This window comes from Sphingosinicella ginsenosidimutans, assembly GCF_007995055.1.
Lineage (GTDB): Bacteria > Pseudomonadota > Alphaproteobacteria > Sphingomonadales > Sphingomonadaceae > Allosphingosinicella > Allosphingosinicella ginsenosidimutans.
This window is the reverse complement of sequence record NZ_VOQQ01000001.1, coordinates 2,778,980-2,793,268: the sequence shown is the minus strand read 5'-3', so window position 1 is coordinate 2,793,268 and position 14,289 is coordinate 2,778,980. Positions and strand designations below refer to the sequence as shown.

17 protein-coding genes, 1 tRNA gene and 1 other RNA gene are annotated in these 14,289 nt (G+C 67.3%); 9 read left to right on the top strand and 10 right to left on the bottom strand.

Going from position 1 to position 14,289, the window contains the following annotated elements; genetic code table 11:
* From FRZ32_RS13890 to FRZ32_RS13875, 4 genes are all read left to right on the top strand, one after another.
* A complete protein-coding gene (locus FRZ32_RS13890) occupies positions 1 to 690 on the top strand; it encodes an N-acetylmuramoyl-L-alanine amidase (protein ID WP_147044067.1) in 690 nt (229 codons plus the stop codon).
* Between the two features lie 59 nt (positions 691 to 749).
* Complete coding sequence (locus FRZ32_RS13885) at positions 750 to 1,253, top strand: SRPBCC domain-containing protein (protein ID WP_147044066.1); 504 nt, start codon at positions 750 to 752, stop codon at positions 1,251 to 1,253.
* 77 nt (positions 1,254 to 1,330) lie between these two features.
* Positions 1,331 to 1,704, top strand: an RNA gene (gene rnpB, locus FRZ32_RS13880) — RNase P RNA component class A.
* 55 nt (positions 1,705 to 1,759) lie between these two features.
* The gene (locus tag FRZ32_RS13875) at positions 1,760 to 2,290 is read left to right on the top strand and encodes a J domain-containing protein (protein WP_147044065.1); all 531 of its coding nucleotides are present in this window, start codon (positions 1,760 to 1,762) and stop codon (positions 2,288 to 2,290) included.
* A gap of 48 nt (positions 2,291 to 2,338) precedes the next feature.
* Here FRZ32_RS13875 and FRZ32_RS13870 read toward each other — a convergent pair.
* From FRZ32_RS13870 to FRZ32_RS13860, 3 genes are all read right to left on the bottom strand, one after another.
* A tRNA-Pro gene (locus tag FRZ32_RS13870) sits at positions 2,339 to 2,415 on the bottom strand.
* Positions 2,416 to 2,468: 53 nt separating this feature from the next.
* Positions 2,469 to 3,869 (bottom strand): M20/M25/M40 family metallo-hydrolase, encoded by a 1,401-nt coding sequence (locus FRZ32_RS13865; protein ID WP_147044064.1) that lies wholly within the window; start codon positions 3,867 to 3,869, stop codon positions 2,469 to 2,471.
* Positions 3,870 to 3,922: 53 nt separating this feature from the next.
* Complete coding sequence (locus tag FRZ32_RS13860; RefSeq protein ID WP_147044063.1) at positions 3,923 to 4,315, bottom strand: hypothetical protein; 393 nt, start codon at positions 4,313 to 4,315, stop codon at positions 3,923 to 3,925.
* 67 nt (positions 4,316 to 4,382) lie between these two features.
* Between FRZ32_RS13860 and ettA the strand changes: the two genes are divergently transcribed.
* Positions 4,383 to 6,056, top strand: a complete 1,674-nt coding sequence (ettA, locus tag FRZ32_RS13855; RefSeq protein WP_147044062.1) for an energy-dependent translational throttle protein EttA — start codon at positions 4,383 to 4,385, stop codon at positions 6,054 to 6,056.
* Positions 6,057 to 6,060: 4 nt separating this feature from the next.
* On the opposite strand, the gene FRZ32_RS13850 is transcribed toward ettA, so the two are convergent.
* The 4 genes from FRZ32_RS13850 to FRZ32_RS13835 form a co-directional block, all read right to left on the bottom strand.
* Positions 6,061 to 6,399 carry a hypothetical protein gene (locus tag FRZ32_RS13850; protein ID WP_147044061.1) on the bottom strand — a complete coding sequence of 113 codons (339 nt, stop codon included), beginning with the start codon at positions 6,397 to 6,399 and terminating at the stop codon, positions 6,061 to 6,063.
* Positions 6,400 to 6,558: 159 nt separating this feature from the next.
* The gene (locus FRZ32_RS13845) at positions 6,559 to 6,879 is read right to left on the bottom strand and encodes a GNAT family N-acetyltransferase (protein WP_205008271.1); all 321 of its coding nucleotides are present in this window, start codon (positions 6,877 to 6,879) and stop codon (positions 6,559 to 6,561) included.
* Positions 6,880 to 6,993: 114 nt separating this feature from the next.
* Positions 6,994 to 7,710 (bottom strand): NYN domain-containing protein, encoded by a 717-nt coding sequence (locus FRZ32_RS13840; protein ID WP_147044060.1) that lies wholly within the window; start codon positions 7,708 to 7,710, stop codon positions 6,994 to 6,996.
* A 38-nt stretch (positions 7,711 to 7,748) separates the two neighbouring features.
* The gene (locus FRZ32_RS13835; protein ID WP_147044059.1) at positions 7,749 to 7,967 is read right to left on the bottom strand and encodes a hypothetical protein; all 219 of its coding nucleotides are present in this window, start codon (positions 7,965 to 7,967) and stop codon (positions 7,749 to 7,751) included.
* A gap of 183 nt (positions 7,968 to 8,150) precedes the next feature.
* On the opposite strand from FRZ32_RS13835, the gene FRZ32_RS13830 reads away from it, so the two are divergent.
* Positions 8,151 to 9,575 (top strand): amino acid permease, encoded by a 1,425-nt coding sequence (locus FRZ32_RS13830; protein WP_147044058.1) that lies wholly within the window; start codon positions 8,151 to 8,153, stop codon positions 9,573 to 9,575.
* Between the two features lie 270 nt (positions 9,576 to 9,845).
* Positions 9,846 to 10,451: a peptidylprolyl isomerase gene (locus FRZ32_RS13825; protein ID WP_147044057.1), complete on the top strand. Its 606-nt coding sequence runs from the start codon at positions 9,846 to 9,848 to the stop codon at positions 10,449 to 10,451.
* Positions 10,452 to 10,469: 18 nt separating this feature from the next.
* Here the strand turns inward: FRZ32_RS13825 and FRZ32_RS13820 are convergent, their stop codons facing one another.
* A complete protein-coding gene (locus FRZ32_RS13820) occupies positions 10,470 to 11,105 on the bottom strand; it encodes a carbonic anhydrase (RefSeq protein WP_147044056.1) in 636 nt (211 codons plus the stop codon).
* Between the two features lie 66 nt (positions 11,106 to 11,171).
* Between FRZ32_RS13820 and lipA the strand changes: the two genes are divergently transcribed.
* On the top strand, positions 11,172 to 12,116 hold the full coding sequence (gene lipA / locus FRZ32_RS13815) for a lipoyl synthase (RefSeq protein ID WP_147044055.1): 945 nt from the start codon (positions 11,172 to 11,174) through the stop codon (positions 12,114 to 12,116).
* Between the two features lie 6 nt (positions 12,117 to 12,122).
* Positions 12,123 to 12,602: a type II toxin-antitoxin system RatA family toxin gene (locus FRZ32_RS13810; protein ID WP_147044054.1), complete on the top strand. Its 480-nt coding sequence runs from the start codon at positions 12,123 to 12,125 to the stop codon at positions 12,600 to 12,602.
* Here the strand turns inward: FRZ32_RS13810 and FRZ32_RS13805 are convergent.
* Complete coding sequence (locus tag FRZ32_RS13805; protein ID WP_147044053.1) at positions 12,545 to 13,072, bottom strand: CinA family protein; 528 nt, start codon at positions 13,070 to 13,072, stop codon at positions 12,545 to 12,547. The genes FRZ32_RS13810 and FRZ32_RS13805 overlap by 58 nt on opposite strands.
* Complete coding sequence (locus tag FRZ32_RS13800) at positions 13,069 to 14,226, bottom strand: bifunctional 2-C-methyl-D-erythritol 4-phosphate cytidylyltransferase/2-C-methyl-D-erythritol 2,4-cyclodiphosphate synthase (RefSeq protein ID WP_147044052.1); 1,158 nt, start codon at positions 14,224 to 14,226, stop codon at positions 13,069 to 13,071. Before FRZ32_RS13800 ends, FRZ32_RS13805 begins: the two co-directional genes overlap by 4 nt.
* Between the last annotated feature and the right edge of the window lie 63 nt (positions 14,227 to 14,289).

Below are 14,289 nucleotides of genomic sequence, written 5' to 3'. Positions count from 1 at the left end.
ATGGACGGCATCATCGACTGCCCATCGCCCAATTTCGACGAGCGCGACCGGCCGGTCTCGCTGATCGTCCTTCATTATACCGGCATGACCGACGCCGCCGCCGCCATCGATCGCCTGCGCGATCCCGAGGCGAAGGTCTCCTGCCATTATCTGATCGCCGAGGACGGGCAGGTGCTTCGGATGGTGCCGGAGGACAAGCGGGCCTGGCATGCGGGCCGCTCCTATTGGCGCGGCATGACCGCGCTCAACGGAAGCTCGATCGGGATCGAGATCGTCAATCCCGGGCACGAATTCGGATACCGCCCTTTTCCCGACCAGCAGATCGACGCGCTGATCCCGCTCGTCGCCGACATCAAGGAGCGTCATTCGATCACGCGCGGCAACATCGTCGGCCATTCGGACATCGCCCCTGCGCGCAAGCAGGATCCCGGCGAGCTCTTTCCCTGGGGCCGGCTCGCGCGCCTCCGGCTCGCCTTGCCGCGGCCGACGCGCAACCTGCTCGATCCCAACTGGACCGACAGCGGCTTCCTGCTCGCCCTGGAGCGGTTCGGCTATGATGTTTCGGACCCGCTCGCCGCGGTCGTGGCCTTCCAGCGGCGCTTCCGCCCCGAGCTGATCGACGGCACGATCGATGGAGAATGCAGGGCGATCCTGCTGGCGCTGCTGCTGCCGCGGCCGCAAGGGGATTGAAGGGAAAGGGTTCCGCAAACGCATCGAACAAAGGTCGGCTATTCGAGGGAGGAGCAGCGATGGACCGGACCGAAAGCGCGCCGACGCCGGGGCACATGGAGAGCGAAACCGAGGTCAGGCGCGTGTCGGAGGTGGAAGTGAGCGTCTCGCGCCTGTTCGACGCGCCGCGGGCGGCCCTTTTCGAAGCCTGGACCCGGCCCGACCGGTTCATGCGGTGGTGGGCGCCCAAATCGATGGGCGTGCCGATCCGCTCGTGCGAGATGGATGTCCGCGCCGGCGGCGGCTATCGGCTCGAATTCGGATCGGACGCGGGCGGGACCTTCGCCTTCTATGGCAGGTATCTCGATGTCGTGCCCGGGGCCCGGCTCGTCTGGACGAACGAGGAAGAGCCGGACGGCGCCGTGACGACCGTGACATTCGAGGAAGCGGGCGGCGGAACGCATGTGACTTATCGCGAGACTTACCCCTCCAGGGAATCCTGTGACGAAGGCTATGCGGCGATGGCCGGCTGCGCGGCGGAGCAGTTCGGCCAGCTGGCCGACCTTCTCGCCGAGCCGGCCTGACGCGACGACCGGAGGAACGCGCCGAGCCCCCGCCGCGGGGCTTACGAAGTCAGGCCGTCCTTGCTATATCGGGCCGGCCAGAAGGCCGGGCGGCCGCGGCTCCCGTGAGGGAGTCGAGGAAAGTCCGGGCTCCACGGAACGGCGGTGCCGGGTAACGCCCGGCGATCCCGGTCACGGCCGGGATCAGGGACAGTGCCACAGAAAGCAGACCACCGGATTTCGATCCGGCCAGGGCGAAAGGGTGGGGCAAGAGCCCACCGCGGACCCGGCAACGGGGACGGCATGGCAAACCCCACCGGGAGCAAGACCGAATAGGGGCGGCACACGGGCCACGTTCCGGCTCGTCGCCCGGGTTGGTTGCTAGAGCGGCGGAGCGATCCGTCGCCCAGAGGAATGGTCGCCCAGTCCCGCAAGGGACGGACAGAACCCGGCTTACAGGCCTTCTGGCAGATTTCTTCGATGGGGCGGTGGCGAAGCGCCGTCTCCTTTCTATCTTCGGGAGCGACATGGCGCGGCAGAGACGATCGGACGACTGGGGCTTTCCCCGCTGGCGCAGCTACGGCTCGTCGCGCCAGGCTCAGCCAGTGCGCCTGTGCGACCGCGAAGGCTGTGGCGAGCCCGGCGACCGGCCCGCGCCGAAATCGCCGAACAGCCCCGATCGCTGGTATTTCTGCGAAGCCCACGCCGCGGAATATAATCGCAACTGGAATTACTTCGAAGGCCTCACCGCCGAGGAGGCCGCCGCGCGCGAGGCCGAAGAGGCGCGCGGCGCCGCCGGTTTCCGCAAGACCGGCCATTATGCCTGGGGCGGCCCCGGCGACGGGAGCCGAAGCCGCGACGAGATGCGCGCGCTCGAAGTGCTCGAGCTCGAATCCGACGCCGGCTTCGAGGAGGTGCGCGCCGCCTATCGCCGGCTCGCCAAGGCCTGGCACCCCGATGTCGCGCAAGGCGAGGAGGCTGCGGCGCGGTTCCAGGCGATCCAGGCCGCCTACGATGTCCTCCGCCGCGCCGAGGAACGGGGAAGCAAGGTCCGGTAGGGCGCGAACCCCGGCGAGGGGCGAACGGGCCGGCGCTCATGTCGATAATGGTCGGGGAGACAGGATTCGAACCTGCGACCCTCTGCTCCCAAAGCAGATGCGCTACCAGGCTGCGCTACTCCCCGACGCCGGGGCCGTTACACGCCCGCCGCGCCCGCCACAACCGTCTTGCCTCCGGCTATTCGCCGCCGCCGACGGGCGGGACGCCGCCAATCTCCTCCGGCGCGTTGGCCAGGACCGCGAGCCACGCGGTCCAGGCGGCGACATTCTGCCGCAGCTGCGCCGGATCGATCTTGTCGAGCGTGTCGTCGGGCGAGTGGTGATAATCGAAATAGCGGGTGCCGTCCTGGTCGAGGTCGATTGCCGCGACCCCGGCCCGCGCCCATGGCCCCAGATCCTCGCCGGCACTGGCGCGGCCGGCGCCGGGGACGATGCCGAGCGGCATCAGCAGCGCGCGGATCCGCGCGCCGAGCGCTTCGTTCTGCGGTGCGAGATTGTGCTGCACCCGCCAGACATGATCGGCCCCGAAATCGGATTCGCCGACGGCGACGACATGGTCGCGGCCGTGATGCGCTTCGAAGAGCGCACGACCGCCGAGCCCGCCCTGCTCCTCGGCGCCGAACCAGACGATGCGGATCGTGCGGCGCGGCTGGCCCGCCTGCATGATCCGGTGCGCGGCCGCGGTGACGATCGCGACCCCGGAGGCATCGTCGATCGCGCCGGTGCCGAGATCCCAGCTGTCCAGATGGCCGCCGACGATGATCATTCCGGCCGATGGATCGCTGCCGGGAAGATCGGCGACGACATTGCCCGACGGGTGCGTGCCGGTGAAGCGCGGTGTCAGGGTGAGGCGCATGCGCACCTCCCGGCCGCGATCGAGGATGCGCTGGAGCTGCTCGGCATCGGGCACGCTAAGCGCGCCGGCCGGGATCGGCCGGGCGCCGTCGCCGAAGGTCTGGACGCCGGTGTGCGGGTTGCGGTGATGATCGGTGCCGACCGAGCGGACCACGATCGCGACGGCGCCCTTGCGGCTGGCGACGGTGGGCCCCTGGCGGCGCGGCGCGCCGAAGACGCCGTAGCCGGAACCGTCCTGGGTCGGCGCCATCGCATGGTTGATGAAGACGATCCGGCCGCGCACGATCTCGTCCGGCGCCGCCTCGAGCTCCTCGACGCTGTTGAAGCCGACGACGCGCGCCTCGATCCCCTCGGCCGGAGTCGCGCCGCTATTGCCGAGTGCGGTGACGACCAAGGATTGGGGGAAGGGCGCAATGATCTCGGCATGCTCCGCGCCGCGCACCCAGACGGGCATGTCGAACGGCTCGATATGGACGTTGGAGAAACCAAGCTCGGTCAGCCGCCGCACCGCCCAGTCGCGCGCCCGCGCCTCAGCCTCGGTGCCGGCGAGCCGCTGGCCGACCTCGGTGGTCAGCCCCTCGGTGATGTCCCAGGCGAGATCGTCGCCATGCAGCGCCGCATCGCGCAGCGCGGCGGCCGGATCGGGCGGCGTCGGCGGCACGGTCGCGAAGGCAGGGGATAGAGCAAGCAGGGGCAAGGCGGCGAACGACATGATTTTTTTCATGATGTTTGCCTACAGTCCGGCCGGCATCGCGCAAGCCCCGGCGGAGCTTCGCTTCATTGACGGGCGAGACGGGTAAACCCCGCGCGCCCGCCGGAATCATCGAGCGCCTCGCGCGCCTTTCGATCGAGCCAGATCGAGATGAAGGGCCCGAGCGGGCTGAAGATATAAAGAGCCCAGAGGGGTATCGGGGTGAATTCGATGCCAAGCTCGTCCACCAGCTGCGTCGCCACGACGGTGAGGTAAACATAGGACGCGAGCAGCGCGAGACCGATCGCAAGATGCCAACCGCCTTCGCGCCCGACGAACAGGCTGGCGACATAGAGGGCGATCATCAGAATCAGCAGAGTACGATGCAGGATCATGGCGGCCTCCCGCTTTTCTCTGCCCGTTTTCCTATGAAGCGCTCTCATTCGCAAGCGCGCTTTGGCTTCGCGCGCGTTTGCCATTCGGGGAGGCGCTCGCTAGTGAGCCTCGCGAACAAGTTTCCACGCATTTCCCGGAGAGCAGCGACCCATGGCCGCCCAGTACAGCTTCGTCATGAAGGGCATGACCAAGACCTTCCCCGGCGCTCCCAAGCCGGTGCTGAACAATATCAACCTGCAATTCTATCCCGACGCCAAGATCGGCATCGTCGGCCCGAACGGTTCGGGCAAATCGACGCTGATGAAGATCATGGCGGGCCGCGACACCGAATTTTCCGGCGAGGCCTGGCCCGGCGACGGCATCCGCGTCGGCTATCTGGAGCAGGAGCCGCAGCTCGATCCGACCAAGACGGTGATGGAGAATGTCCGCGAGGGCGTTCGCCCCGTCGCCGACCTCGTCGATCGCTACAACCAGATCGTCGCCGAGATGGCGGAGGATGGCGCCGATTTCGACGCGCTCGGCGCCGAGATGGGCGATCTTCAGGAAAAGATCGACGCGGTCGACGGCTGGACGCTCGACAACCAGCTCGAGATCGCGATGGACGCGCTGCGCTGCCCGCCCGGCGATGCGAGCGTCGAGAATCTGTCCGGCGGCGAGAAGCGCCGCGTCGCGCTCACCCGGCTGCTGCTTGAGAAGCCCGACATCCTGCTGCTCGACGAGCCGACCAACCATCTCGATGCCGAGAGCGTCCAGTGGCTCGAAAAGCACCTCGTCGATTATCCGGGCAACGTCATCCTCGTCACCCACGATCGCTACTTCCTCGACAATGTCGTGAACTGGGTGCTCGAGCTCGATCGCGGCCGTTACTACGTCTACGAATCCAATTATTCCGGATATTTGGAGAAGAAGGCCAAGAGGCTGGAGCAGGAGGAGCGCGAGGAAGCGGGCCGCCAGAAGGCGATCAATGACGAGCTCGAATGGATCCGCCGCAGCCCCAAGGCGCGGCAGGCCAAGTCCAAGGCCCGTATCCGCGCCTTCGACGAGCTGGTCGAGGCGCAGGAGAATCGCGCGCCGGGCAAGGCGCAGATCCTGATCCAGGTGCCCGAACGGCTTGGCGGCAACGTCATCGACGTGAAGGGCGTCTCCAAGGCCTATGGCGACAAATTGCTGTTCGAGGATCTCACGTTCTCCCTCCCGCCCGGCGGAATCGTCGGCGTGATCGGCCCGAACGGCGCCGGCAAGTCGACCCTGTTCAAGCTCATCACCGGCCAGGAGCAGCCGGATGCGGGCGAGATCAAGATCGGGCCGACCGTCCATCTCGGCTATGTCGATCAGTCGCGCGACCATCTCGATCCGAACAAGAATGTCTGGGAGGAAGTCTCGGACGGGCTCGACGTATTCCGCTTTGGAAAACATGAGCTTGGAACTCGTGCTTATGTCGGCGCCTTCAATTTCAAGGGGCAGGACCAGCAGAAGAAGGTCGGCCAGCTTTCGGGCGGCGAGCGCAACCGCGTCCACCTCGCGAAGATGCTGAAGGAGGGCGGCAACGTCCTGCTGCTCGACGAGCCGACCAACGATCTGGACGTCGAGACGCTGCGCGCGCTCGAAGAGGCGCTGGAAAGCTTCGCCGGCTGCGCGGTCATCATCAGCCACGACCGCTTCTTCCTCGATCGCCTGGCGACCCACATCCTCGCGTTCGAGGGCGACAGCCATGTCGAATGGTTCGAGGGCAATTTCCAGGATTATGAGGAAGACAAGCTGAGGCGCCTCGGCCCCGAGGCGGAGCGCCCGCACCGCATGACCTACCGCAAGCTGACGCGCTAGGCGCTCAGTTTATGACCCTGTCCGCGGTGCAATCCCTTGTCCGGACCGTGCGCCAGATATGTATTCCACCCGTGATGTAGCCGAAGCTGACCCTGTGACCGTTGCGGCATCGCACCACCGCCTCGCCCTCTAGCTGGGCGGTGGTTGCATAGACCCCGCCAGGGAAACGTCGCGCCGCGACGGTCCGAACGGAGTCGGTCAGGAGAACGCCCCCGACCGCGCCGTCCGCATCGCGAATGACGAAGCTGCCCGCCATAAAAAGAATGAATGCGCCGATCGGAACTGTCAGGACAGGGAGCAGCAGCACGAAGCCGGAAAGATAAGAGCCTTTATGATAGGGCACTTCAAAGCTCCGTTGCTTCTACCGCCAACCTCTCGATAGCGGCTGACGCGATTGCTCGGTCATGGCGCGATCATATCATTTCGGCATGTAGGAGGCGAGGGGAGGCGGTTCATCGGCCGAAGCTCAGCCCGTCTGCAGGGGCGTCGAAGCGCCGGCGTGCTAAAGCGGAAAATCGTAGCGCAGGAAACCCTTGAAGCGGGCGACCTTGTCGTAAAGGCGCCGGGCCCGCTCGTTGTCCTGCTTGGTGAGCCAGTAATATTTCGCGCAGCCGCGGGTGCGGGCGGCATCGGCCACGGCATGGATCAGCGCGCCGGCGACGCCGCGGCCGCGCGCCTCCGGAGCCGTGAACAGGTCCTGAAGGTAGCAGACATCGGCCATCCACGCATTGGCGTGGAACATGTAATGCGACATGCCGACCAGCCGGCCGTCGAGCCGCGCGCCGAGCCCATATATGGCATCGCCCCCATCAGCCGCGACCACAGGCGGTCATAGACCTCGTCCGGCTGCGGATCTTCGTAGAAGGCCTTGTAGCCGCGGGCGAGCACGTCCCACTCCGCGCGGTCGCCCGCGGCCAGCGGCGCGATCTCCACCATGTCAGCGAACCCGCTTGACGAAGAGCTGGCCGCCCTCGCGCCGCTCGGTCTGGAAATTGGGGATCGCCTCGATCATGTCGGCAAGCCGCGCATAGCCATAGCTCCGCGCATCGAAGGAAGAGCGATTGCCGGCGAGCTTGCCGACGTCCGAGAGGCTGGCGAAGCCGCGCTCGTCGCGCTTGGCGTTGCGCCACGCCTCGCCGAGGATCTTCACGACATTGGGGTCGATGCGCGATTCCGCCTGTTCGGCGCCCTCCGGCTCCTCCGGACGCGGAAGGGCGCCGACATCGATGAACCGTGTGCAGGCCTGGCGGAAGCTTTCGGGCGTCTTGGCGGTGCCGAAGCCGTAGACCGGCACGCCGTCCTGCCGAATCCGCATCGCGAGCGGCATGAAATCGCTGTCGCTCGACATGATTCCGAAGCCGTCGATATGGCCGCGATAGAGCAGGTCCATCGCGTCGATCACCATGCGCATGTCGGTCGAGCTCTTGCCCTTGGTGACGTCGAACTGCTGCTGGGGTTCGATGGCATGGCGATGCGTCATCGCGGCCCAGCCCTTGAGCGCGGGCTTCTGCCAGTTGCCATAGGCGCGGCGGATGTTGACCGTGCCCAGTTCGGCAAGGACGGTCAGCACCGGATCGAGCGTGTCGGGGGATGCGTTGTCGGCGTCGATCAGCAGCGCGACGTTGCGGCTGCGGCCATTGGGTTCATCGGACATTGGGCGGTCTTAGCGCGCAGCGCGGGCGCGACCAAGCTTCAGCCTTCGCGCGCCTCGATCATCCGCGCGCGGGCCTCGTAATCGGCGGCCATGGCGGTGAGCGTCTCCAGCGTGCGCGGATCGCCGATCGAATCGGCTAGCCGCCGACATCGCAGCGCCTGGGCGCGCAAGGCAACCCGGTCTCCCGCCGAAAAATCGCAGGCGCGGTTCTGCGTGGCTGCGGCCACCGGTTGGTGCGTCTCGGGATCGTAAGGCATTGGAATTGCCCCCAAAGCAATGACCACCCAACGATCGCGCGCACGAAAGGTTGCGTGGCGTCCGCCGCGACCGAAGCTCCGCCGGTCGCAGGCGGACAGGCCCGGCTTTGGCATCGGAAGGCTTGCCGCGGCGCATCGGGCGGACCAAGATGACTGCCAGGGTATAAAGGCAGGGGAGGGCTCATGGCACGCTGGAACGCGCGCAAGACGATCGTGGCGGCAGAGGACATGGCGCCCGAGCATCGGCTGACGCCGAGTCTGTCCTGGCCGCATCTCGTGGCGCTTGGCGTGGGAGCGATCGTCGGCACCGGAATCCTGACCCTGATCGGCGTCGGCGCGGCGAAGGCGGGGCCGGCGGTGATCCTCTCCTTTTCGATCGCCGGCGTGATCTGCGCCGCCGCCGCGCTCGCTTATGCCGAAATGGCGACGATGATGCCGGCGTCGGGCAGCGCCTATACCTACACCTATGCGGTCATCGGCGAGCTTGTCGCCTGGATCGTGGGGTGGAGCCTCATCCTCGAATATAGCCTGGTTGTCAGCGCGGTCGCGGTGGGCTGGTCCGGCTACGCCACGCCATTGCTCGAGGCCGTGGGATTCCCGCATCTGCTCACCCAAAGCCCGGAGCTCGGCGGGGTCGTCAACGTGCCGGCGATCTTTATCATCGTCGTGGTGGCCGGCCTGCTCATCTACGGGCTCAAGGAGAGCGCGACGCTCAACGCCGCGCTGGTGCTCGTGAAGATCGCGGCCCTCGTCGTCTTCGTCGCGGTGACGCTGCCCTATTTCGACGCGGCGCATTTCGATCCGTTCATGCCTTTCGGCTTTCCCAAGCACAGCGTGATCGGCGCGGACGGGCAACCTGCGGAGGTTGGCGTCATGGCGGCGGCGGCGATCATCTTCTTCGCCTTTTACGGCTTCGATGCGATTGCGACCGCGGCGGAGGAGACGAAGAATCCGGGCCGCGATCTCGCCATCGGCATCGTCGGATCGATGATCGTGTGCGTCGTCATCTACATGGCGGTGGCGGCGGCCGCGATCGGCGCGCTCGCCTTCGCCCGCTTCGCCAACAGCCCCGAGCCGCTCGCGCTGATCCTGCGCGAGATCGGCCAGCCGCTCGCCGCCAAATATCTCGCGGTCTCGGCGGTGGTGGCGTTGCCCACGGTGATCCTCGCCTTCTTCTACGGGCAGAGCCGCATCTTCTTCGTGATGGCGCGCGACGGGCTGCTGCCGCAGGGCCTGGCGCGGGTCTCCGGGCGCGGTTCCCCGATCCGGATCACCGTCTTCACCGCGATCGTGGTCGCCGCGCTGGCCGGCTTCGTGCCGCTCGCCGAGCTTGCCGCGCTCGCCAATGCCGGGACGCTCACCGCCTTCATCGCGGTCACGGTCTGCATGTTGATCCTGCGCCGCCGCGCCCCCGATGCGCCGCGACGGTTCCGCACGCCGGCCGCCTGGCCGGTCGGGATCGTCGCGATCCTGGGCTGCTGCTACCTGCTCTACAGCCTGCCGCAGCGCACCCAGATCTGGTTCGTGTGCGCCCATATCGTCGGGCTCGTCATCTATTTCGCTTATGGCGCCCGGCGCAGCGTGGCGGGCCGGGAGGCGGAGGGTTGAGGCCCGTTGCGTTTGAGCTTCTCTTCCCTCTCCCTCGAGGGATGACCGGGTGGACAGCGCCCCGTGCTGTCCAGGCCATGCCGGGGGCATGGCCGGCCCGGTCATGGTAGGGTGAGGGTGTCAAGCATCTGGGATTATTCTCGACCGTCGAACCCCCTCACCCCAACCCTCTCCCCGCCGGGGAGAGGGAGTTAAGAGGACAAGGAGAGGGCTTCGACAAGCTCAGCCCGAACGGCTATTTTCGAGGTCCGCTCAAGTCAGGAAAGTCGGATGCTTCGCTCTCTCATTTCAGCTTTCCTCCTTTTGATCGCCACCCCGGCGCTGGCCCAGGAAGCGCCGCCGGCCACGGCGCCGCGCACGGTGAACGTCCTTCTCCACACCAGCATGGGCGATATCACCATCGCGCTGGAGGTGGAGCGGGCGCCGGTCACCGCCGGCAATTTCCTACGCTATGTCGATGCCCACCGGCTCGACGGCACCGAATTCTACCGGGCGATGCACACGGCGACCGACGCCGGCCTGATCCAGGGCGGGGTGCGCGATCCGCGCAAGCTCTTCCCGCCGATCGCGCACGAGCCGACCAGCCAGACAGGCCTTTCCCACACCGACGGCGCGCTCTCCGCCCCGCGCCTCGCGGTCGGGACGGCGCAGGGTGATTTCACGATCATGGTGGGCGACCAGCACTATCTCGACGCCGGTCCCGGCTCGGCCGGCGACGGTTTGGGCTATGCCGTGTTCGGCCATGTCGTTTCCGGCATGGACGTCGTCCACCGTATCCTCGCCGCGCCGACCTCGCCCACCGAAGGCGAAGGCGTGATGCGCGGCCAGATGCTGAGCCCGCGCGTGACGATCATCACGGCGAGAAGGGTGGGGTAGGGCCTGACCGTAAGCCGCTCAGGCGGGCGAGAAACCGTCGCTCGCCTCGTCCAGCACATGCAGAATGCCGTCCGACACCGCGAAGACCGTGCCGTGAAGCCTCAGCGTCCCTGCCGCCTCGCGCTCGGCGATCCAGGGGAAGCTGCGCAGGTTGCGGAGCGAGAGGCGCACGCCTTCCTGCTCCATCGCCTGGAAGGCGGGGCGATCGAGCGCCGGGTGCTCGGCGCGGATTCGGTCGCGGGCGCCGCGCAGCATGTCGATCCAATGCGCGATGAAATGGCCGGCGCCCGGCGCGGCATGGTCGAACCGGCCGGTCAAGGCCGCCGCGCAGCCGCCGCAGAAACCGTGGCCCATCACCACCAGCTCGTCGACCTCGAGCTGGGTGACGCCGAATTCGAGCGCCGCCGAGACGCCGTGATAATGATTGTCGGGCTCGAACGGAGGCACGAGATTGGCGATGTTGCGGACGACGAAGAGCTCGCCCGGCCGCGCATCGAAAATCTGCGCCGGATCGACCCGGCTGTCGGAGCAGGCGATGACCATGATGCGCGGGCTCTGCCCCTCCGCCAATTCCTCCCATCGCTCGCGCTGGGCGGGCCAGCTCTGGCTGCGGAAACGGCGATAGCCGGCGAGGAGCGCGTCGAAATCCTTCATGGGCGCGTGCGTTAGGCGGGCAGGGGAGGGGTGGCAAGTCGGCGCGTCACTCGCTATCTCGCCGCCATGAGCGAAGCCGACCCCGTCCTCACCCCGCACAAGCGCAAGCCCGACTGGATCCGCGTCAAGGCGCCGATCAGCCAAGGTTACATGCAGACCAAGGCGCTGATGCGGCGCCTGAACCTCGCGACCGTGTGCGAGGAAGCGGCCTGCCCGAATATCGGCGAGTGCTGGACGAAGAAGCACGCCACGGTGATGATCCTGGGCGACACCTGCACCCGGGCCTGCGCCTTCTGCAACGTCAAGACGGGGATGCCCCGCCCGGTCGATCCGCTGGAGCCGGAGCATGTCGCGACCGCGGCGGCGGAGCTGGGGCTTGAGCATATCGTCGTCACCTCGGTCGATCGCGACGATCTGCCGGACGGCGGCGCCAGCCAGTTCGTCAAGGTGATCGAGGCGCTCCGCCGCGAGACTCCGTCGACCACGATCGAGATCCTGACTCCGGATTTCCGCAACAAGTCCGAAGCCGCGGTCGAGGCAATCGTCGCGGCGCGGCCGGATGTCTACAACCACAATCTGGAGACGGTGCCGCGGCTCTATCCGACGATCCGGCCGGGCGCGCGTTATTATGCCTCGCTCCGCCTGCTCGAGAGCGTGAAGCGGCACGATCCCTCGATCTTCACCAAATCGGGCGTGATGGTCGGCCTTGGCGAGCAAAGGCTCGAGGTCCACCAGGTGATGGACGACATGCGCTCGGCCGATGTCGATTTCCTCACCATGGGCCAGTATCTCCAGCCGACCCCGCGCCACGCGAAGGTCGAGGAATTCGTGACCCCTCAGGCCTTCAGCGCCTATGCCGCGATTGCGCGGGCGAAAGGCTTCCTCCTCGTCGCGGCGAGCCCGCTCACCCGCTCAAGCTATCATGCCGGCGACGATTTCGAGAAGATGCGCGCTGCGCGCGAAGCAAAACTGGCAAGCACACGGAATCCGAGCGAGGTTTTGAGGGGGTAAAGGCGGATGCCGCGTCACAGTGAGTCCCGCCAGCTTCCCTGGAGCCCCGAGCAACTCTTCGATCTGGTCGCCGATGTCGGGCGCTACCAGGAATTCCTCCCCTGGGTCGCGGCGACACGGGTGCGGTCGAACAGCGAGACCGAGATGCTCGCCGACCTCATCGTCGGCTTCAAGGCGCTGAAGGAAACCTTCACCTCGCGCGTCCGCAAGGATCGGCCGAACGAGATCAGCATCGACTATGTCGAAGGCCCGCTCAAATATCTCCACAATGAATGGCGCTTCCGGCCTGATGGCAAGGGCGGGACGATCGTCGATTTCAGCGTCGATTTCGCCTTCCGCAACCGCCTGTTCGAGGCGCTGGCGGGGCAGATGTTCGATACCGCCCTGCGCCGGATGATCGGCGCCTTCGAAGCGCGGGCCGCCACCCTCTATGGGGACGGCGACGAGGACGGCAGCAGCAGCTCGAGCGCGCACAGCGCCGCCTGAAGGCGCACCCCGGCGCGGCCGAGATCGCCGAAATTCTTCATGTCGGCCATCGCCTCGTCGAACTCCTGCCCGCGTACCGCGCGCGAGAAGACGACGGTGCCCACCGGCTTCTGCTCCGATCCGCCGCCGGGCCCGGCGATCCCGGTGATCGAGACCGCGACATCCGCATTGGTCTTCTCGATCGCGCCGTTCGCCATCGCCCAGGCGCAGGCGACCGAAACGCTGCCGAACGTCTCGATCACCTCCTCGCCGACGCCGAGCACCTGGTGCTTGGCCTCGTTGGAATAGGTGACGAAGCCGGCTTCGAACACGTCCGAACTCCCGGGGATCTCGGTGAGCGCGGCGGAGACAAGCCCGCCGGTGCAGCTTTCCGCGACCGCGATCCTGAGGCCGGCGGCGCGATTTTCGTCGAGCACGCGGCGGGCAAGCGTCAGCAGTTCGTCGGGAAGTGTGTAGGAAGCTTGGGTCATAGGATCTCCGGTAAGCGGACGGTCGCCACCGCCTGGGCGGCGATGCCCTCGCCGCGGCCGGTGAAGCCGAGCCGCTCGGTGGTCGTCGCCTTGACGCTTACGGCGGCAGGCGGGAGCCGCAACAGTGATGCGATCTTTTCGCGCATCGCCTGGCGGTACGCCCCGATTCGGGGCGATTCGCAGATGATGGTGACATCGACATGGGCGATGCGCCCGCATGCGTCGGCGACGAGGTTGCGGGCATGTTCGAGGAACAGGGCCGAGGGCGCGCCACGCCAGCGTGGGTCGCTCGGCGGGAAATGATCGCCGATGTCGCCGGCCGCGAGCGCGCCGAGGATCGCGTCGGTCAGCGCATGAAGCGCGACATCGGCATCGCTGTGGCCGACGAGGCCGCGATCGTGCGGGATCTCGACGCCGCCGAGCCAGACGCTCGAGCCGGGGCCGAAGGCGTGAACGTCGAATCCCATGCCGGTGCGCGGCGTGAGGCACGCGGCGAGCCGATCTTCGGCGCGCGCGAAATCGGCATCATAGGTGATCTTGTCGAGCGTCGGATCGCCCTCGACGGTGGCGACCGTCAGCCCGGCTGCTCGCGCCACCTGCGCGTCGTCGGTCGCTTCGGGGCCATCCCATGCGTCGTGCGCGGCGCGGATCGCCTCGAAGCGGAAGGCCTGCGGCGTCTGCACCCGGACCAGCCCGTCGCGCGCGACCGTGTCGCCAAGGATGCCGTCACCCCGGGCAAGCGTGTCGACGACGTCGAGCACCGGCACCGCCCCGTCATTCGCATCGAGCGCGCCGAGCAGCCGGTCGACCACCGCGGGCGGAAGAAAAGGGCGTGCGGCGTCGTGGATCAGGACGCGCGCGACATTCTGTCCGGCAAGGGCGGCAAGGCCGTTGCGGACCGATTGCTGCCGCGTCGCGCCGCCGATGACCGGGTCGGGGAGGGGACGTTCGCCGACTGCCGCCGCATAGGCCTCCTCCTGCCCCTCGGCGATCACGACCTGGACGGCATCGATCGCGGGATGATCGAGATGGTCGAGCGCGTGGCCGAGCAGGGGACGGCCGAGCAGGGGGCGATATTGCTTCGGCATATCGCCCCCGGCACGGCTTCCGTTGCCGGCCGCGACGACCAATGCGACAGTGCTGCCCCGAGTCATTGCCGGGCCTCTAGACCAGCGCAAACTTGCCCGCCAGCGGCTTTGGCCCTATCTCGCGCCTCC